The sequence below is a fragment of the Quyinboa ferrireducens genome (genome assembly GCF_042436675.1).
In the GTDB taxonomy this organism is placed as follows: domain Bacteria; phylum Bacteroidota; class Bacteroidia; order Bacteroidales; family UBA5342; genus JBHJHP01.
In genome coordinates this window covers 1-21,510 of sequence record NZ_JBHMVA010000021.1, presented here as the reverse complement: position 1 = coordinate 21,510, position 21,510 = coordinate 1, and the positions used below count along the sequence as shown (strand labels likewise).

Here is a 21,510-nt window from a genome sequence, read left to right as displayed (position 1 = left end):
CTTCAGTTTTATTTCTCATCCGGTAGTGGTTATATTTGTATGTTATTAAAATTCATTCCGTTAATTAAGCGGAGTAAGAACAGAATAAAATAAGATAAAAATGAGGCTTAAGTTGTTTATAACCAGTGTGATGTTTGTGGCGTTTTCAGTATTGAGTTTTGCACAGACAAACCTTGTTGCGGACTGGGACGGAAACGGTGATACAGATCAGTCTACATCATATCCCGATCAGTATGGCTGGACTGTGATTCCGGGTGAGTTTAACTATGCCAACTCTAACAGTGGCGTAAGATATATGGATGTCAGCTCAGATCATACCTTAGATGGATCAAACTATATCGGGCGTCTGATGATGATTCGCTGGGATGGTGCAGGAGCCACAACTTCAGGCTCAGTGTTTAGTTATCCTGTAAACCTGGAACAGGGCAAACGCTATAATTTTTCCTGGATTTACGAATGGTGGAATAACGGAGCGGCTCCAACGCTGACTGTTGGAATCAGTAAGGATAAACAGGCGACGGTAAATGAAACAACGAAAGACTTTACCTGTAGTCCGACACGGAATGTATTACTTAACGGTGAAATGGATTTTAGCGTCTCGGAAACAGGAACATACTATATTACAATAACAGGAGGATCCGGTACGCTTTGTGCTTTGGGAGAGCTTTCTGTAAAGGAAATTCCACCCGCGTTGAACTGTAGTGTGTCATCTTTAAGTTTTAACAACTTTGTCAGCGAAGCCGAAATCAGCGTATACCCAAACGGATCAGCCGACATAATTACTGTTGATGCTCCGGCTGACGTGACCGTAAATCCGGCAGAACTTCCTGCTGAAGGTGGTACGGTTACTGTGAGTTCAGGTAACAGTTCTGATTTTTCCGGGGATATCCTTATTGCTCAGGGTGATGAACAGATCACTGTACCTGTTACCGGAACCTATTCAGCCAGTGATGATCCGGTTGAGGTAAACGTGGTTGCCCAAGAAGGTGCCTGGTGCTGGTTTGCAGATCCCAGGGCATTGCATTATGAAAATGAAAGCGGAACCATTAACAGCACCTACATCGGATATATAGATGTGCACGGAGCCATTAAAGCCACACAGGTTGATCATCTGAAAAATGAGAGCAATGAAGTTTTGGTACGTTCTTATTTTCAGCCTGATGATCATGATAATCCAACGTTTCTGGTACTCCCGGATGAACGAATCATGATTTTCTATACCCGCCATACGGATGAAGCCTGTTTTTACTACCGTATTTCACAAAACCCCGGAGATATAACAACGCTGGGAAGAGAAGTCCGGTTGGAAACCTCGGCCAATACAACATACCCTTCACCGTTTATTATGTCAGATGATCCGGATCATATTTACATCTGCTGGAGAGGCATTAACTGGCATCCGACAATTGGGCGTATCACTATTCCTGATGAAAATGATGATGCTTCATTCGATTGGGGACCAAAACAGATTGTACAGTCCACAGCAGCACGGCCATACGCTAAATATGCGTCAAACGGTAAGGATAAGATCTATGTGACTTATACCACCGGCCATCCAGATAATGAGGCAGTCAATTATGTGTATTTCAATTATATTGATATAAATGATATGACCTTGCACGATATAACCGGAACGCAGTTGTCATCCATTGAAAACGGAGTGCACAATATTGCTGCTACTACCACATATTACAATGCACATCCCAATGCTGTTGTGGATAATTCGCCTTACCGTAACTGGGTCTGGGAAGTATCGATGGACGACAATGATAATCCTGTCATTGCCATGGTTCGTATTAGCAACGATAAGTCTTCTCACGATTATTATTATGCCAGATGGACCGGCAGTGAATGGCAACGCACATTCCTGGAGAACGGAGGTGGTCATTTTCATCAGTCAGCCGGGCTGGAAGAGTGTTACAGTGGCGGCATGGCACTGGACGATGCAAATCCTGATGTTGTTTATTGTTCTGTACCGGTTGACGGGAATAACGGTAAGGTGTATGAGCTTAAAAAATACACGGTAGGGCAGGATGGAACCTTGTCTGCAGTAGCGCAGGTGACAGGTGCTTCAGCGAAAAATAATGTCCGGCCATATGTTATTCCCGGTTCGGGAGATAAACTGGTATGGATGAACGGTGATTATTATGACTGGATTGTAAGTTCGGCCAGACCTGAAGGATTTGCTACCGGCATTCGCGCCAGTTTCGATATTCCACACAAAGCGGTTGAACTGGAGAAAGATCTTATCAAGCATGAGACGTTTGATACATCTGATGGGTTCACGGGTGATGCTTCTGTTCGAAATGGTTTGTTGTTCGTTAACGAAGGTCAGGATGCAACGTTTGCTATGAATCAACAGGACTCGTTCTCCATTGTATTGTCTCCATATGTGGACCACAACAATTATTACGGTGAATTGCTGACAACGGACAATATGACCTGCGGTTTAGCCGTTAACGGGAATACATACCCATACATTAAAATAGGAGATGATACCTATACAAGCAGCAATGTGCTCGGAAGCTCGGATGTCTGGCAGACCCAGAGCAGAGGTACGGGCGGAAACTGGCCGACACCGACGAAATTTGATTTCTTCAGCCTGGCTGTTACCTACGAAGACGGAGTGCTGAAAACCTACATCAACGGTCTGCTTGATCAGTACATTGAAGTAGATGGTTTAACGCTTTCTGATATAACCATCGGTGGGTTTACCGGAGCCGTTGATGATTTGCGAACATACAGCCGTGTATTGTCTCAGGATGAAATCAAGAACATTTCAGCAGCCAACAAGGAAAATACAGAGAATAAGGGCAGCCTGGTGGAATTTGGAATGCTTACAATACCGGAAGATGTGTACACGGATATCGTTCTTCCTGACCTGGGAAATTCTGTTACCTGGTCCTCTTCCAATACTGGTTTGATCACGAATAGCGGACTTGTAAATCTTCCTGAACAGGAAACAACTGTTGTGCTTACCGCGACACCCGATGAAAGTGGACTTGAGCCACGGACATTTAATGTGACGGTTCATCCCAGGAGCATTACCCATAATAAAATGCTGTACTATGGTTTTGAGGCTTCTGATGTCTATACTTCTGCCGGAATCAGATATGTGACGGATAAAACCGGAAACGGGAATGATGCGGCCATATACGGCAGTGCCGGTGTAAATGGAGTTTTGGATTTATCAGCCAATACCAATACAGGGTTTTCTACAAATGGTTATGCTGTTGCGCCGGCTGGTTTACTGGATAATTTAAGAAGTTACACCTTTGTGATGAAAGTTAATCCTGTCAGGCTTGAAAACCAACCCAGAATTTATGATTTCGGAACCGCGGCATCAAACAGTGTGTTTGCTCGTCTGAATACCTTTGTGGCAGGTCTGAAATACAATGGCGGAACTACAGTCATGATAAATTCTTCAGTAGCACTTTCTTCAGGAATTGATTCAGGACTGGCATTTACTTACGATGCTAAATCGGGTACAACTAAAATTTACGTTAATGGTGAAGAGAAAGGCAGTTCGACAAGTATTCAATACGAACCGTATCAGCTGGTATTGTCAGGTTCGGATAACAGGAATTACATCGGTAGAACACAATGGTGGGATTCAGGTGTAGCCAATGATAATGCAGATTACTGTGGAACCGTAGATGATTTTTACCTGTTTGATATTGCCTTAACCTCATCAGAAATCAAATCACTGGAACAGGCTACCTCACTTTATACGCCAAAAAATAATCTTATTTCTGTCTATCCCAATCCGGTTCTTAAAGGGCAGAATATGGTTATACATTCTTCGTCTGTAGCTAAAGAAAAAAATGGAATTGCAGTAAAGATGCTAAACATGGAAGGACAGATCCTCCTGTCTATGCATGCCGATAATTTCCCCCTGGAATTAAAAAATGAATTTGACGGTGGTGTTTATTTCGTAAGGGTAACTACAGATTCCGGCAATGTAATGCAGGGTAAATTTATTGTGCGGTAATGCTTTCCCGAATGGATACAAAAAACATTGTTACGTTTCCTCATTTATCATAAAACAGCTATCTTAACCACGGATATTGATCAACTAATTATGGTATTCATGAAAATAAAATCTTATCTTTTTGTTATAGTATTGGCAATCAGTTCTTTCGTATATGCAAATGAACCGGATTCTGCCTATGTGTTTTCTTACACAAACGCCGATGCAGACGGACGGAGTGGTTTGCATTTTGCGTGGAGTATTGACCAGGAAAACTGGCATGCTATTGGTCCCGATTTCAGTTTTGTAAAAAGTGACTTTGGTAGTTGGGGTTCGCAAAAGCGTATGTTTGATCCCTATGTCTTCCTTGATCCGGATGGGAAGTGGCATGCCGTATGGACGCTAAATCACAGGGTTACCCAGTTTGCACATGCTGCATCTGATGATCTGTCTTTCTGGTGGAGACAGTCGTATCCATATGTCATGGAATCCGGGAACTGCCTGATGCCGGAAGTATCCTACGATAAGGCCAACAAAAGGTTTATTGTGACCTGGATGAGTGACAGAGGCGATGAACAAGGAATTTACATGGTTACCACACCTGATTTTGTCAATTACAGTGATACTCAAAAAGCATTAGAAAAAGATCGGATCAATAACAGAAGGGAGTTTAAGGTTAATGATAAGCCTGAGACCGGAACAGTATATAAAGTGGCATGGTCAACCATAGATGGTTTAATAACTGATATGGAAGCTCAAAAATACCGGGATGAGCTGAATAATGAACGCGCTGAGGATGATCCGGAAAGATTCAGGTATTTAAAAGCAGTGGATGCTGAGATTAAAGTAAAAGCCGACGACAGCAAGCAGATTTCAGACATGCTGATCGGTATCTTTTTTGAAGATATCAACTATGCTGCTGACGGCGGCTTATATGCAGAGCTTGTACAAAACAGGGATTTTGAATACAATTCAGGTATCCGGCGGGAATGGAATCATAAATCATACTGGTCGCTTGAAAATGAGGCTGATGTGGAGTTTTCCATTGATACCGTAAATCCGATTCATGCGCATAACAAATATTATGCTGTGCTTGATGTGAAGAAAACAGGAGCCGGACTTGTAAATCCCGGATATGATGGGATGGGTATAACAGCCGGTGAAAAATATGACTTCTCTGTTTTTGCTAAAAGTCTGGATGGCTCAAAAAACAGTTTGCTGATTCAACTGCTTAACCAGAATGATGAAGTGATTGGAGAAGCCAAAACAAAAGCATTATCTGCCAAATGGAAGAAACTGAGCGCGGTAATTAAGGCAAAGGAAAACTGCGTTAAAGCTAAAATTGTCGTAAAACCAGCCAAGGTTGGTAAGGTCGGTTTGGACATGATTTCGCTGTTCCCTGAGAATACTTTTAAAGGAAGACAAAACGGTTTGCGTCAGGATCTGGCTCAGACGATTGCTGATATGCATCCCCGGTTTGTCCGTTTCCCGGGTGGTTGTGTGGCTCACGGAAATGGGATAGACAATATTTATAAATGGAAAAATACAATTGGTCCGCTGGAATCGCGTATACAGCAAAGAAATACCTGGGGCTATAACCAGTCGGGTGGTTTGGGTTATTTTGAATATTTTCAGTTTTGTGAGGACCTGGGTGCTGAACCGGTTCCTGTACTCGCAGCTGGTGTGCCATGTCAGAACTCCAGTATTGGTGGCGATGGACAACAAGGAGGAATACCAATGTGCGATATGGATGATTATGTACAGGATGTGCTTGATCTGATAGAGTGGGCCAATGGAGATAAAAACAGTGAGTGGGGCAGAAAAAGGGCTGAAGCCGGACATCCGGAACCTTTCAACTTAAGATATATCGGTATAGGGAATGAGGATCTGATTACAGACATTTTTGAGGAACGCTTTACCATGATCTATAAAGCAGTGAAAGAGAAGTATCCTGAAATGAAAGTGATCGGGACTGCCGGACCATTCTATTACGGTACGGATTATGAAGAAGGCTGGAAAATTGGGAAGAAACTTGGTGTGGATCTGTTAGATGAGCACTATTATGTGCCACCGGGATGGTTCATTTACAACCAGGATTATTACGATAAATACGACCGCTCCGGGCCGAAGGTATATCTGGGTGAATATGCATCACATCTGCCTCGCAGACCTTTGAATATTGAAACAGCTCTGTCTGAAGCCTTATATCTGACAGCCATAGAACGGAACGGGGATGTTGTACACATGACGTCTTATGCACCGCTTCTGGCAAGGGAACACAGAACACAATGGAATCCGGACCTGATATACTTTAACAGTTCTGAAGTTAAGCCTACAACCGATTACTATGTACAGAAAATGTACGGACAGAATTCAGGGACAACCTATTTTGCATCGGATGTTAAACTGTCTGATCAGAATGTGAAAGTACAAAACAGGGTAGGCGTGTCTGTTGTGAAAGATGAGAAAAATAATGAGCTGATCGTTAAACTGGTCAACATGCTGCCGGTTGAGGTGAATTCCAGCCTGGACTTATCGGATTTTGATCTGGCAGCTGCAAATGCTAAACTATCGGTGCTTGAGGGTGATCCGAAAGATCGTGATGCCAAACCTGCCGATAGTTCCATTGAAGTGGATAAGCAGTTCACTTATAAAATGGATCCATACTCGTTCTCTGTGATCAGTATAAGTTTGAAATAAAGGGTTAAAACTCATAGATAATATACTATGAATAACTCCGCCCTGATGGGCGGAGTTATTCAAATGATGACAGTTCTATGTAAGGATATAATTTGATTATTACTGTTTATAACTGGTGAAAAATCCCCCGTCATGATGTTCCATTCATGACACCCCCTTTTTCAAAGGGGGACTTTGAAATCCGCAATTCATTAGGTGAGTGTCCTCCTTGCCCGAAAGGAAGTGGATCCCTACCAAAGGGTCGGCATTGCTTTTGCATAGCTTCAGCGAAGCAAAGGAGATGGAGGATTTAACGCTATTAAGAGCTAATTTTTATGTCTAACTCACATTAAATATTTCTTACCGGACTTTAGTCCATATCGTGTACTGCTTCCCAGTCAGGGAATACCTTCTCCAGCGTGATCTTTTTAGCCTTTGATTTTTTGAGTTCACCTGACCATGCCACACGTTGTGACCGATCGGCACCGGGACCATTGTTGTTATATTCCAGATACCGGGTTGTTTTTTCCCGTTCAGGATCCCCCCAGTTATGCCAGCCTTCCGGACGGATATGGTTGCCCATATAGCTGTTCATGAACAACACGGCAGCATATTTGCGCCACGGACGACCGAGATAGACCTTGTCAATCCCTTCTGCTGCGGTCAGCATGCATTTATTAAAGATATAGCCATAAGGTCTGAATTCCGGTGTTGAGGCAGCGGTGATATAGGAATTCTTTTTGCTGTGAATATGGCAATTTTCAAACCATACTGTAGCAGGACCAAAAATAAAGTCCGTGGTTCCTTCAATGTAGCAGTCTTTGAAAAATTCAGTACCATATTCATTGCCCGTAAACAAGGTGTCCTGATTACCAAGTAGATTACAATTAATAACCATCAGGTTTTTACCTTCCACATGCAGAGCCACAGCCTGGCCAAGCATAGGGGCATTATTTTCGATAGTCAGGTTTTTCAGGGTGATCCGGTCTCCGTCAATTCGTAACGTGGAGGTTTTAAAGGTTCCCATATTGTTCATATTGGCATGATCTGCCCAGGTAATGATGGTGTTGTCCCTGCTTTCTCCGATCAGTGTTATATCGCATTTATCACTTGAAATCAGAATTTTTTCCTTGTAAATGCCATTTTTAATGAAAATCGTTTTGGGTTCCGGCGTATATGATCTGACGGACTGAATCGCTTCCTGTATAGATGTAAAATCGCCACTGCCATCTTTGGCGACCGTGATATCATAAGTTTGGGCCTGTACTGCAATAGATGAGATTAAAAAAACAAGAATGAAGATTTTACCTAAGTTTTTCATGTGTTTAAATTTTATCAGTATTCATTAATTCCTTTTTGAAATGATTTTAATATTGAAAATGCGTATTCAATTTCCCAATTTTTAATTCTCGCCCACTCTTTTGCAATATCTGACTCAATTTCAGTATTCAGATTATTCTCCAAAACGGTTTTAATCCGTTCCATCAATGTGTTAGATTTATCAAGGTATTTTTTTGATTTTCTCCCAAGCACTTCCACTGCAATTAAAAGATGATCAAATCCATCTTTAGAGAACGTATCATTATAATGTTCTACTATTTCATCAAAGTTATAATCAAAATAGTGTTCAATAATTTTTAAAATGTCAGCAAGGTCATTTCCTCTTTCTTCGGGTCTGTCACTCCATGCTACAAGTTTCAGAAGAATCATTCCGGGAAGAGGTGGTATGTTGGCTATTTTTTCTTCGATTTGAACCTGTTCAGGGTCTTCCAGAATTTCTTTAAAGCCAAGAACATGCAGGTCTGAGTATCGTTCATTAAATTTTAAGGTATCTCGTTCTTCAACTTCTCCAAAAGGTAAAATATCAATGGCAACATTATATTTATCAGAATAAAATGTCCATGGTGCTTTTACTTTATTAAAATCTTTTTTCTGGAGTGAAGTACTAATATCTTCGTATTCGTCAAAAGATGAAATCATTATGGCAAAATCAATATCTTTTGTTCCTCTTCCTGGTTTTATTCCATCTTTAAGTAGCTCTAATGCCAGTGCATTTACTCCGATTAAATAGTAGGGAACAGCATGTTTTATCATAATTTCATCAATAATATCGAATACTTCTTTAAAGTATGGAATCGCAAGTTCCTTATAACTTTGGCTTAATGTACTCATTATATATTAATTGAGCTGTTTCAATATTACGTTTTCCACCTGTAATCATTAATTCCGCATATATCAATAACGGGGGAGCTACGGTTTCATTATCTTTTTTATGCCAAAATATATCAAGCGCTTCGAGTTCTCCTTCTCCCTTATTTTTAGGTATAAATTTGTACTTCTTTATTAATTCAGGATTGCTCTCTTTTGTATATAAAAGTAGCATTTCAGGTCTTAAATAATTGGTAAGTAAATCAGCCGCAGGCTCACCTCCCCAAATTGTTTTAGCCGTATTCAAATCAATTTTTTGCCAGTCTTCTTTTATTGCAAATGTTCCTTTAGTCAACCGGGGACGTAATTCTGTTGCATATCCGTTTATCCATCTGTTGATTAAGTCATCTTTCTTTTCCCATACATAGATCCCTTTTTTTAGAGTTAGCAAATAGCCTGTTTCTTTTAACCCATTTATTACCTGAGGGATATTTCCTAAACCGACCCCTGCTATTTCAGCAATTTCGCGTTGTGTTTTATTTATTAATTCGGGATTATTTAAAAGATGAAATACAATTTTTAAGCCTGTTTTTGTAAATGCTCTGTTTGCCTTTTCTTTTCGTAAAGTAACTTTTTTATTTGTGTCAACTAGACAAAAATAATCCTTGTTTTGAAGAAAAAAATTTCCATTAGCCTCTAAGTATGGGATCTTCAATTCTCGTAATTGTTCTTTTACGTTTGGATATATCTGTTCTGCAATAATTATAAGGTTGCGGAACAGTTTTTTTAATTCATTGATTTGTGTGAGTTGATATTGCCGAAGTTCTTTTTTTACTTCTATATTATAGAAATATTCTTTTTTATTAATAACGAGTTTTAAAAGACCATCAAGGCCGTTCTCTGCAATCCATTCAGCTTTTATATAAGCCTGTTGATTTACATTTTCAATGGCAATATTTATTAATTCTTCTTTCATGTGTTCACAAAAATAATAAATTCACAGCACGTGAACAAGTATGATTTATGAACAAATATATTTTTATGTGTTGATCTGTGAAATACATCAGAAATCTGAACTAAATAATAAATTGTATGCTCTAAATGATTTAATTTATTTTCCCATCCACAATCCCCAGAATTTCTTCTTCCGTTTTTTGAGCGGCTTTATCAAGTTCTTTAGCTTTCTTCAGAATGTCGTCCACGAATGCTTGATCCGAAAAATCCTTTGCATTGATCTTTACATTCAAATAGGCTCCACGAACGCCAGCCCGCGCAGCCAGTGCACCTACTCCGGCATCAGATACACTGTTGGGATTGCCAAATTCCGCCATGGCTTTCATTACTTCCATGGATTTGTAACACAGATTCATTACTTTAAAAGGAACTTCTATGGCGTATCTGGTGGCGTCATCAACAGCTTTTTGGCGGGATTTCTTTTCTGCTTCTGTCGTTTTAGGTAATCCAAATGCATCCATTATGGCATTAAAGGCATTCGTGTCCTCGTCCACCAGCTTCAGCAGCTCATCGTGGTAATATTTGCCTTTGTCTGCCCAGTTTGAAAACTCTTCCCAGCGTTCATCCCAGCCGCGTTTGTGTGAAGAAAGATTAGCCACCATGGTTCCCAGTGCAGCACCCAATGTACCCATGTATGCCGAAATGGAACCACCACCCGGTGCGGGTGATTCAGATGCCGTTTCTTCTGCAAAGGTTTTCAGGTTCATATTGATCAGTTTTGGCTTGTGTTCAGCAATCATGTATTCAATGATCTTTTTCTTCGGGTCAAAAGGTTTCAGTTCATCCAGGCCGAGTGATTTAACAGCGATTTTTATGATTTCATCATCCGAAATACCGGTGGAGCGCTGTTGTTTTTTCAGAAAATACTTCCCGGCATCCAACATCGCTTTTAGCGGAATCACCCCAACCAGTTCCGAACCTGTAACACGTAGTCCCCTTGCCTGGGCTCTCTGGCAGGCAGCATCGAATACTTCATGAACCGAGGTTACTGTAATATCGGTCAGGTTAAACGAAAGTTGTGCAATGCCATATTCCTCAATGAACCATCCGATACCTTTTACACACTTTAGCAGGCCGGGCTCATAAACCGGTTTGCCGTTTTTGTCCAGAACTTTTTTACCGGTAAGTGTTCCACCTTCTCGTTTAATGCGGCCTTTTTCACGAATATCAAACGCAATAGCATTGGCCCGACGGGTTGAGGTGGTGTTCAGGTTCACATTATAGGCCACTAAAAAGTTACGTGCACTGACCGCTGTTGCTCCGGATTTGGCGACAGATTCGTTATATTCTGCCGGGCCAAAATCGGGTTTCCATTCCGGATCAGCCAGCTTTTTAGCCAGACCTTCGTATTCACCTGAACGGCAGCTGGCCAGGTTTTTTCGTTTGTCTTCACGTGCTGCAAATTCATAACAGTAGATGGGGATATGTAATTCACTGCCAATACGTTCAGCCAGTTTATGTGCATACACAACTGTTTCTTCCATGGAGATGCCGGAAACAGGAACCAATGGTAACACATCAGTTGCTCCAAATCGCGGATGAGCCCCCTTGTGCTTGCTCATATCAATCAGCTCTGAAGCTTTTTTAACAGTCTTGAAAGCTGCCTCGCAAACCTCATCCGGTGTTCCCACAAAGGTGACAACGGTACGGTTCGTGGCTTTTCCTGCATCCACGTCAATAAGCTTCACGCCTTCAACGCTTTCTATCTTATCTGTGATTTGTTTGATGATTTCCATGTTGTTCCCTTCACTGAAATTGGGAACGCATTCTATCAGTTGTGTCATAATGTTTAATTTTCAAATGTCAGTTTATTGCCGTTTTTCCAGACGAAATCCGGTTTCAGTTTCCCCTGCCTGTAGATAATTTCCCTGTAATCATTTATGCTGAACGCGATAAAATCGGCCATATTTCCTTCTTTCAGTATGCCACGGTCATTCAGACCTAATGCATGGGCTGCACGGCAGGTAATTCCTGCTAAGGTTTCTGTCACGGTAAGTTTTTCGTAAGCACCAAGAATAGCTGCCTGAATAAGCAGGTCGCCCATAGGTGCTGAACCGGGGTTCCAGTCTGACGCGATCGCCAGCGAAGCACCTGCGCTTAAAAGTTTTCTGACCGGGGCAAACGGTAGGCCTAGTCCAAGGGATGCACCGGGTAATACGGTAGCGGTTACATCGCTTTTCCCTAACAGAGCGATGGCTTTTTCATCGCTGGCTTCCAGATGATCCACGCTTCTGGCTTTCAGATCAACAGCCAGAAGACTGCCTCCCAAACTGAACTGATCACCATGAACCACGATATCAAATCCCAGGTCTTTAGCTGCATTCAGATAGGGTTTGGCTTCATCCGCTGAGAATGCTGTTTTTTCTATAAAAATATCTACACGCCGCGAAAGTTCCTGTCTCTTTATCTCAGGAAGGAGCTCTTTTGTCAACACTTCCAGATAAGCTTTATTTGAACCTGAAAAATCCTTTGGCCTTATATGAGCTGCAAGACAGGTTTCAATTAGGTCAGCTTTAGTCTCTGAGCTTTGTATTGCTTTGAGCATTTTGAGTTCTTCGGCAACGGATAATCCATATCCGCTTTTAACCTCAATGGTGGTAATGCCATCCTTTAACATGACATCTGCATGTTTCGTAGTTATCCGACTCAGTTCCTCCTGCGATGCTTCTCTGGTTTTCTGAACAGTATTCCATATGCCACCACCGGCTTCTGCAATTTCCAGATAGGTTTTACCGGCCAGTCGTAAGGCATAGTCGTTGGCCCGCGATCCGGCATAGCAAATATGTGTGTGACAGTCAATCAAACCCGGTAATGCCACATGATTGCCATGTATCCATTCAATTTCGGTCGTCGACCGGTCTATTTGTGAGGCTAGCTCCGTAAAGTCACCGATAGCTATGATTTTTCCGTGGTCAGACAGAATTCCGCCATCCGAAATTATTTCCAGCTGATCATCGTTTAACGGACCTTTAACCGGAAGTTTATCCATGGTTACAATTTGCCAGAACGGACCTGTTAGTTTCATAATACTAATATTTTAATAGGTTTAAATCCTCCGTTTTCAGACCTTGCAGTCGGAAGCCACCTCCTTTTCAAAAGGAGAACAGTCCCGATTTGTAAAAGGGGGTGCAAAGCGGGGATTTTTGTTAGCTATTTCAACGAATGTAATATTAATTGTTGCACTTATTTTGCTCTAAATTAATAGTTACAGTGACAAACCAAATTTATTCCTGTTTTCTACTGCCTTTTCATATCCCGCGTCTGCGTGTCTGAAGATGCCCATGGCAGGATCGTTATACAGCACCTGTGATATGTTGTTAGCGGCCTGTTCAGTTCCGTCAGCCAGGATCACCATGCCGGCATGTTGTGAAAATCCCATACCCACACCGCCACCGTGATGGAACGATACCCAGGTGGCTCCACCGGCCGTATTTGCCATCAGGTTAAGCAGCGGCCAGTCCGACACCGCATCACTGCCATCCAGCATGCCCTCTGTCTCCCGGTTCGGTGAGGCTACCGATCCACAATCCAGATGATCGCGGCCAATGACAATCGGCGCTTTCACTTTGCCTGTTTTTACCAGGTCGTTAAAGATCAGACCGGCCTTTTCGCGCTCACCGAAACCCAACCAGCAAATCCGGCTCGGCAAGCCTTGAAATGCCACCTTTTTCTGTGCCTCTTCCAGCCATTTGATCAGATGTGTGTTTTCCGGAAAAGCTTCCATCAGGGCACGGTCAGTTGTATAGATATCTTCCGGATCACCCGATAAGGCTACCCAGCGAAACGGCCCCTGTCCATCACAGAAAAGCGGACGGATAAACTCCGGTACAAAGCCATTATAGTCAAATGCATTGGTTTCACCACCCCGGCGGGCAAATTCCCGCAGGTTATTGCCATAATCAAAAACCACACTGCCCCTGGTTTTCATTTTCAGCATAAAACTCACATGTCGGGCCATACTCTTTAAGGCTTTATCCTTGTAAGCTTCCGGATCAGATGCCCTTAGTTTACCGGCTTCCACCAGCGTAAGGCCATTAGGTATATAGCCATGAACCGGATCATGAGCGGATGTCTGGTCCGTCAGAATCTCAGGGATTATATCATCCTGAATCAGTTTCTCCAGCACATCGCCAATGTCGCCGACCAGGCCGACCGAAAGGGCTTCTCCTTTTGTTTTTGCATCTAAAATCCATTGTGTGGCTTCTTCGTAATCAGAGGTCATACGGTCCACATATTTTGTTTCAAGACGTTTCTTTATGCGTTCGGGATCAATATCCACGCCCAGAAAAGTAGCGCCGGCAAGTGTTGCTGCCAGGGGCTGAGCACCACCCATGCCACCCAAACCGCCGGAAACAATCAGTTTGTGTCTGAGGTCACCGTTGAAGTATTTCTTACCGCATTCTGCAAAGGTTTCGTATGTGCCCTGCAAAATCCCCTGGGTTCCGATATAAATCCAGCTTCCGGCAGTCATCTGGCCGTACATCATCAGTCCTCGGGATTTCAGTTCTTCAAAATGTTCCCAGTTGGCCCAGAATGGCACAATGTTACTGTTAGCAATTAGAACGCGCGGTGCATGGGGATGGGAGCGAACCATACCAACCGGTTTCCCCGATTGAACCAAAAGGCTGTGATGTTCATCCAGCTCGAGCAGGGCCTTGATGATTTTCTGAACAGCTTCCACGTTACGTGCAGCCTGTCCGGTTCCCCCATATACGATAAGGTTTTCCGGGTCTTCTGCTACCTCTGCATTCAGATTATTGAGCAGCATCCGCAAAGGTGCTTCCGTTTGCCATGATTTGGCATGGAGCGTATTTCCCACGGGAGCTTTGTAATTTGGATGTGAAGCATATTTTTTAATAAATTCCGAATAATTCATGCGTGTCGTTTTTAAAATCAAGATGGTGTTCCTGAGCCAGATAATCTGTCAGGCGTAACAATTCTTTGGACTGAATAATTTCAATTGCTTTATTAATATCAGGATAAAAGAGCCTGTCGCTTTCTGCAAACTCAATTTTTGACCGTATAAAATCGTAGCAGTGATCCATGAGAAACCCTGATTTCATGGGTCTTCTGAATTCAAAACCCTGAGAAGCTGTCAGCAATTCGATTGCCAGTATTTTCTCCAGATTTTCAACTATTTTCAAAGTTTTCCGTCCACTGATGGATCCCATACTCACATGGTCTTCCTGCCCCAGAGACGTAGGAATGCTGTCAGCACTGGCAGGGAAGCAGAGGCTTTTATTTTCACTGACCAGGGCTGCGCTGGTATATTGAAGGATCATAAAACCGGAGTTCAGACCGGTGGTCTTCATCAGCAGTTTTGGCAAGCCCGGTACACTTTCAATGAGAGAAAGATAGATGCGACGGTCAGATATATTCCCGATTTCGGCAGCAGCAAGCGCGGCATAATCCATAGGCAGTGCGATGGGCTGACCGTGAAAATGGCCTCCTGTTATGGTCTTTTCTTCGCTGAAAATTATGGGATTATCAGTCACCGAGTTCATCTCAATCTCAACCGTTTCCTTCAGATGCAACCATGCGTTTCTGGAAGCCCCGTGAACCTGTGGAACACACCTGAGTGAATACGGATCCTGAACGCGGGTGCAATTTTCATGTGATTTTTCTATCTCCGAATGTTTCAGCAACGTACGGATGCGTTTTGCCACATATTTATTGCCTTCATAGGGCCGAAGTTCATGCAGGGCTTCATCAAAACTTTTAAAGGAACCCATCATGGCTTCCAGGTTCATTGCAGCAATGATATCGGCATGATCCAAACAGTTTTTGAGCCGCTCTGTGATCAGCGTGGCATGTGCCAGCATAAACTGTGTACCGTTGATCAGGGCCAGACCTTCTTTGGGACCCAGTTCAATGGGCTCTAGTTTGAAAAGTCTGAATATTTCTTCAGTCGGATATTCCAAACCGTCGTATATCACACTTCCGAGGCCGATTAAAGGAAGGAACAGATGGGCCAGTGGAGCAAGATCGCCCGAGGCACCAACAGATCCCTGGGAAGGAACAACCGGAATAACATTATGATCAATATGCCACATTATACGTTCAATAGTTTCAAGCGCAATCCCTGAAAAACCCTTTGCCAGTGCATGAACCTTGAAGATCATCATGAGTTTGGCGATCTCCGGATCTACCGGTTCACCAACGCCTACACTGTGACTTTTCAGCAGATTGTATTGAAGTTGCCTGGTGTCTTCTTCGCTAATTAACGTGGTGCAGAGTGGCCCAAAGCCGGTATTAATACCGTAAACCACCTTTTTATGGTGAACGATATTAAGTACAACCTGACGGTTTTCATTGACTTTGTTTATTGTATTTTCGGACAGGATTCCGTTTGTAGTGCCCCGGGCCAGTTCAAGTGCAAGCCCAACACTCATATGATCCTCTCCGTACCGAAATTCTTGTTTAGACATTCCTGTTATTTTAATTTCTGATATAAGACATCAGAAACTAAATATACGGCTTTGAACAGGCTCTAAAAATGATAAAAATTAGGAAGGATATATGATTTTAAACAGCTTGGAAAACAGTCAGGCTATCCAGAAAGACAAATAAAAATATTTTGAACTTATAAATTGTAAGCAATCTTTCTTTTACCCTTCCAAACCTCTCCGTCAGCTGACGGAAGGCTTTAAGTCCCCTTCAGGGGATTTAGGGGTAATTTCGTAAAAACTACTTACAATCCGTAAGTAAATATAATTCTGATATCACTTTTTGGACAGCCTGACTCAAATTATATATTACCAATATAGACTTTTGTATATTACAAATATAAACCTTCGTTCTGCTATTTCTTGTACTCTGCTTTTTTTCGCTTGTAGTAATCCTGAAGAATATAAAAGGCCTTCTTTTTAGCTCCGGTTTCTGAAACCAAACCCTTACGGTTCCATCCATCCTGTACATCGGGAAGTTGTCTAAGTGGCGACATGAAATCCACCAGAATCCAGGGCGTCATACCCGAAAGTCCAGGGACCCGATCAAACATGGCAATATTTTCTTTATACATAAATTCCTGGTATTCTTCACTCCAGCGCGTCAGTGAGTCAGCATGAAATCCCTGGATTGCTCCACCGCCAAATTCACTGACGATTACGGGTTTGTCATAGTCGATCACAAAAGTTTTCTTACGGCATTCCAGCGGACTGCCACCATACCATCCAAGATATTCATTGAAACTGATGATGTCCAGTTCTTTGCCTATCGGATCACTCACCACATAAGTGCTGTCCGGATGTCCATCCACGGCCTGATCTTTTTTACAGGCTGCACTCAACAAACGGGTTGGATCCTGTTCCCTTACATGATGCGCAACAGCAGTCAGAAATGCATTGCGCGCTTTAGTCGGTCCCGTTTCATTGGCAATAGACCAGATAATGCTCGATGCCCGGTTTTTATCTCTACGGATCATCTCTGAATACTGGGTTTTCGCTTTCTCAAGCACCTTGTCATTAGACCATTCAATCCCCCAGTAAAGCGGTAACTCTTCCCATAACAGAATCCCCATTTCATCGGCCATACGTACAATGTTTTCCTGATGCGGATAATGTGCCAGTCGCGCAAAGTTACAGCCCAATTCTTTAGTCCAACCCAGTACAAGTTTTGCATCATCAATGCTATGTGCCCGGTCCCTGCGAACCGGATTTTCATCGTGAATGGAGATCCCTCTTAAAAAAATCGGTTCACCGTTTAAAAGAATCTCCTTCCCTTTTGTTTCAATCGTCCTGAATCCTATCTTATCTGAAATCTCATCCTCACCGGCTTTAAAGGTTACCTTGTATAGTTTCGGGTTTTCGGGTGACCACAAACTTAATTTTCCCGATTCCAGTGTGAATTTGGCTGCTCCGTTTTCATCGAGCTTAACCTCTTTGCTGATCTTTAATTCAGGGATAGAAATAGTTGCCTGATCCGGCAGATCTTTTCCTTTCAGTTGAATACTTCCCTGGATGGTTTTCTTTTTACTGTTTAATGAAGCTTTATCAAGATACAGGAAATAATCATCGATATAAGTTTGTGGTACTTCAACCAGGTATACATCGCGGGTTATGCCGCCGTGGTTATACCAGTCTGTTACTTTTCCTGGAATGTAATCACTTTCCCTGCTGTTGCTAACACCAAGAATAAGAAAGTTATCCTTGTCTTTTATCAGCTTCGTTACCTCAAAACTGAAGGGTGTAAAACCACCTTCATGGTAACCCAGACGCCTACCGTTGAATGTGTAGGTTGTTTTGTAATTGGCTGCTCCAACATATATAAATACCCTGGAGTTTTTCAGTTTAGGTTGAAAATCAAATGTTTTGCGGTACCATATGCTGCCTTCATAGTAATACAGAGCTTCTTTTTGCGAATTCCATGAACCGGGTACCCAAAGGTTTTGTGCATAGTCAAAACTATATTCTACACGGTCGGATTTGTCTTTTGGTTTTGCATTTCTGTAAATAGGGCTGAAACCGATTTGTCCGGTTTCATACTGGTCCATTACATACTTCCACTTTCCGTTTAAAGACTGTGTTGTACGATTTTGGATGTTGGTGATGAAATTATCCTGTCCAACAGCATTGTGAGGAATAATTAAAATGGCCATAATGAAAGCTGAGAGCCATAAAATGTTTTTTCGGATTATTCCGGAATAGGTTTTTACTGATACCATTTTTAATACGTTAATTAAAGTTTTCCACGTCCAAAGATATGAGTTTCTTATTTGGTAAGGTATAAAGAATTATACTAAAACTATAAGATATTTTATAAAACACATAATCCGCTTATTTAGCGGATTATGTGTTTTATAATTTCATTATATTGAATTTTCTAAGAACTATTTTTTAATAATATTCTGTGAGTGAATGATAGTATTCTTTTCATCTTTCAAAACAAATAAATATATTCCTTTGCTCAAATCTTTTAAGTTAATTACTGACGATCCGTGAACTAACTCATTATTATAGACTTCCTGTCCAATATGATTAATAATACTAATACTAGCTGTTTTATTGAAGTTAGTTTTAATACTAATCAGATCATCTGAAGGATTTGGATAAAGGTTAACATAAATATTGTTAGATATGTCTAAAGAAGAAACTTCCCATGAAACCTCATTAGTAACAGATAGGTTGTCAAGATATCCATTGCCTTCCGGCCAATCTTCATCATCTGAATTACATAAATAAATGTAATTATATGAATTTAATGGATCGGAGAATAAACCAGCCTTTTGACCTGTTTGATTTCCATTTGAATCATAAACAGTAATTCTCCAGTTTTGACCAACAACCTCCATTTTAATAGTGTACCATTCATCTTCAGTAAAACTTAGATAAGTTGAAGGGTCTGTATGGTCAAAATAAGGTTGATCTGTTTCTTTATCAGGATATCTGGCTCCAGGCCTTATGTAATAAGCACTATATGCAGTTCCACCACCAGTCCATCCAACAGTAAGAAAAGTTCCTAACGGGTCATTAACAGGGTCGCTATATGCTCCTGACATTGCATTAGCCAAACCTACTTCCAGCCAGATATTACTTTGTCTATCAGTTATTTGGTAATCAAATTGTAATTCAAAATCACCTTCATATTCTGAGATTGGAATGTACATTTTTTGTACAATATCTCTGTCTGCATTCCATTCAACCTGATCATTGTTAATAACAAAATCACCATTTGTTTCATTAATCCATCCTTTATCAGTGCTGAAATCATCACGAAAAGGTAAATTATATAAATCTTCAGAATCATTTAGAATTATGCTTTTACTTCTCCATTGATCCGTATAGCTGGATATCATTAATTCGGAATCAATTTTTAGTTCAGCAAATACACCTTCATAGTCTCCCATATCAAGACCAATAATCACCAAAATATTTTCACCAACTTTTAAGGATTCTTTTATATCATAAGTTTCTATTGATCTCCACTTCCCATCTGATAAAATTGCGCCTCCTGTTTGTTGCTCATAATTATTGATAATGACCATGTAAACATTATCAACTGAAATTTCTAGTGTAGCAGATTGAGGAAGTTCATCAAGCGAGAATGTTTTACGAAAGATAGCTAATTCACCACCATCTGGATCCCACATTGATAATGAATTTGGAACTTGACTGCCTGGGGCATTATTCCAAGGATTAACGGACATATTCCATTTTGAATCATTAAAATTAGTATCATACCAATTACTCTGACTTAATATAATGAAAGAATTAATCAGACTAATAAAAATAATTAAAGTTTTTTTCATAAAAATAGATATTTGAAGTTAATATATTTAAATATTTAATTAAATGAATTATTAGTAAGTAACATTCTGTTTTATAACTGTTTATTCGTTGTAAAGTAATTTAATTTCATTAACAGTAAGAGCTCTGTTAAATATTCTGACTTCATCAATTACACCTTTAAAATTACCGCTAATCCTACCTGCCCAAAAATGTGCTCCTATGTGATAATTATTATTTGAAGAGTAATCCCCGGAATTATCAAATGTTTTTTGGTCCACTAATGTATTATCAAAATATAATTGTGTTAAAGTTTTTTCTGAATCATATATAACTACAATATGATGAAACTCATTATCAATGATATCAAATGAAGTTGTTGTGCCAATATCAATGGAAGCCTTTCTTATATAACTACTAAATCCACCTTTTGTATTTTCTTGAAGAAAAACTGAAAAAGTTGGATCATTCCCACTTTCTGAATAATAATTAGATAGAATAGTATATTCAGAATTGATAGGAGTATCGAAAGCTTTTATATAGGCAGAAAAGCTCCATGATGAAAAAGGTGAACCAATATTTCTAAGAATATCATTTGCTTTTACTTCTATATAATCATTTCTACCATCAAATTTATATGCTCTATTCTGATTCCCATGTCTATCCTCACATAACGTAGCACCAATAACTATTCCATTATTATTGTAACCTGATTCATCCTTTGCATTACTATTAAATGGATAATAAGCGACACAATTATTCATAAGGTTAGCGCTAATACAAGGTTGACATTCACAATAATCCTGTTTGTCACAGGAAATTAAAATCGAGAATAAAGCTGTCAATAGAAAATACTTAGCAATGGATGTTTTCATAAATAATTAGAATTAAGACGATATAAAATTATTTATGATTGAATATATCAGCAAGCTTAAGTGTTGTTATTGTTTTAAAGGTGCTTTTGAAATGATGAAATAATGTTCTCAATAGACTAATAAGTGGTTCGGAATAGAAAATAAATTGGTAGCATCCTGAAAAGCGTGTAAATGAGAAAAAGTTATCCTGATTTTTTTGAGCCATATCAGGCTCGTTAAAAGAATCGGAGATAACTTTGACAATTCAGAGGACACACAATGGATAAAAAAGATTTATTAAACAGTGATTTTTTAAAGCAGTTTAAAAACGGAGATGAATTAAAAGAGTTTCTCCATGAGCTTCAAAAAAGAGGTGTAGAACAACTGTTAGAAGGCGAACTGGATGCCCACCTGGGATACGACAAATACCAAAAGTCAGATAATCCCAATTCCCGAAATGGCCATGATCCTGAATCAGTTTTTAATTAACGTGAGTTCGATCTAAGAAAACACAGAAAAAGTTTGAATAAAGAAAGGTTTTTGGGTATATTTAAGTATCTGACATTTAAATATATAGCAATCAAAAACCTTTCATATTATGATCGATAAAATTACTGAAATT

At 40.6% G+C, this 21,510-nt stretch carries 13 protein-coding genes; 3 read left to right on the top strand and 10 right to left on the bottom strand.

The features are described from left to right. Positions 1 to 100: 100 nt before the first annotated feature. Positions 101 to 3,991, top strand: a complete 3,891-nt coding sequence (locus tag ACE01N_RS19295; protein ID WP_380592494.1) for a BNR-4 repeat-containing protein — start codon at positions 101 to 103, stop codon at positions 3,989 to 3,991. Positions 3,992 to 4,090: 99 nt separating this feature from the next. Then, complete coding sequence (locus ACE01N_RS19290) at positions 4,091 to 6,670, top strand: alpha-L-arabinofuranosidase C-terminal domain-containing protein (RefSeq protein ID WP_380592492.1); 2,580 nt, start codon at positions 4,091 to 4,093, stop codon at positions 6,668 to 6,670. Positions 6,671 to 7,019: 349 nt separating this feature from the next. On the opposite strand, the gene ACE01N_RS19285 is transcribed toward ACE01N_RS19290, so the two are convergent. The 10 genes from ACE01N_RS19285 to ACE01N_RS19240 form a co-directional block, all read right to left on the bottom strand. Further along, entirely contained in the window at positions 7,020 to 7,970 is a 951-nt protein-coding gene (locus ACE01N_RS19285; RefSeq protein ID WP_380592490.1) for a pectinesterase family protein, read from the bottom strand. Positions 7,971 to 7,984: 14 nt separating this feature from the next. Next, entirely contained in the window at positions 7,985 to 8,821 is an 837-nt protein-coding gene (locus ACE01N_RS19280; RefSeq protein WP_380592488.1) for a nucleotidyl transferase AbiEii/AbiGii toxin family protein, read from the bottom strand. Then, positions 8,796 to 9,773, bottom strand: coding sequence for a type IV toxin-antitoxin system AbiEi family antitoxin (locus ACE01N_RS19275; RefSeq protein ID WP_380592487.1), 978 nt, complete (start codon positions 9,771 to 9,773; stop codon positions 8,796 to 8,798). Before ACE01N_RS19275 ends, ACE01N_RS19280 begins: the two co-directional genes overlap by 26 nt. 130 nt (positions 9,774 to 9,903) lie before the next feature. Continuing rightward, positions 9,904 to 11,595 carry a glutamate formimidoyltransferase gene (gene ftcD, locus ACE01N_RS19270; RefSeq protein ID WP_380592485.1) on the bottom strand — a complete coding sequence of 564 codons (1,692 nt, stop codon included), beginning with the start codon at positions 11,593 to 11,595 and terminating at the stop codon, positions 9,904 to 9,906. Positions 11,596 to 11,600: 5 nt separating this feature from the next. Then, complete coding sequence (hutI, locus tag ACE01N_RS19265; protein ID WP_380592483.1) at positions 11,601 to 12,836, bottom strand: imidazolonepropionase; 1,236 nt, start codon at positions 12,834 to 12,836, stop codon at positions 11,601 to 11,603. A 180-nt stretch (positions 12,837 to 13,016) separates the two neighbouring features. Continuing rightward, on the bottom strand, positions 13,017 to 14,687 hold the full coding sequence (gene hutU / locus ACE01N_RS19260) for a urocanate hydratase (protein ID WP_380592481.1): 1,671 nt from the start codon (positions 14,685 to 14,687) through the stop codon (positions 13,017 to 13,019). Further along, a complete protein-coding gene (gene hutH, locus ACE01N_RS19255) occupies positions 14,665 to 16,239 on the bottom strand; it encodes a histidine ammonia-lyase (protein ID WP_380592479.1) in 1,575 nt (524 codons plus the stop codon). Before hutH ends, hutU begins: the two co-directional genes overlap by 23 nt. 374 nt (positions 16,240 to 16,613) lie before the next feature. Continuing rightward, on the bottom strand, positions 16,614 to 18,473 hold the full coding sequence (locus ACE01N_RS19250) for a glycoside hydrolase family 2 protein (protein ID WP_380592477.1): 1,860 nt from the start codon (positions 18,471 to 18,473) through the stop codon (positions 16,614 to 16,616). A gap of 165 nt (positions 18,474 to 18,638) precedes the next feature. Continuing rightward, positions 18,639 to 20,057, bottom strand: coding sequence for a T9SS type A sorting domain-containing protein (locus tag ACE01N_RS19245; protein WP_380592475.1), 1,419 nt, complete (start codon positions 20,055 to 20,057; stop codon positions 18,639 to 18,641). Between the two features lie 81 nt (positions 20,058 to 20,138). Further along, entirely contained in the window at positions 20,139 to 20,909 is a 771-nt protein-coding gene (locus ACE01N_RS19240) for a LamG domain-containing protein (protein ID WP_380592473.1), read from the bottom strand. Positions 20,910 to 21,167: 258 nt separating this feature from the next. On the opposite strand from ACE01N_RS19240, the gene ACE01N_RS19235 reads away from it, so the two are divergent. Then, positions 21,168 to 21,377 carry a transposase gene (locus ACE01N_RS19235; protein ID WP_380592471.1) on the top strand — a complete coding sequence of 70 codons (210 nt, stop codon included), beginning with the start codon at positions 21,168 to 21,170 and terminating at the stop codon, positions 21,375 to 21,377. Positions 21,378 to 21,510 lie beyond the last annotated feature (133 nt).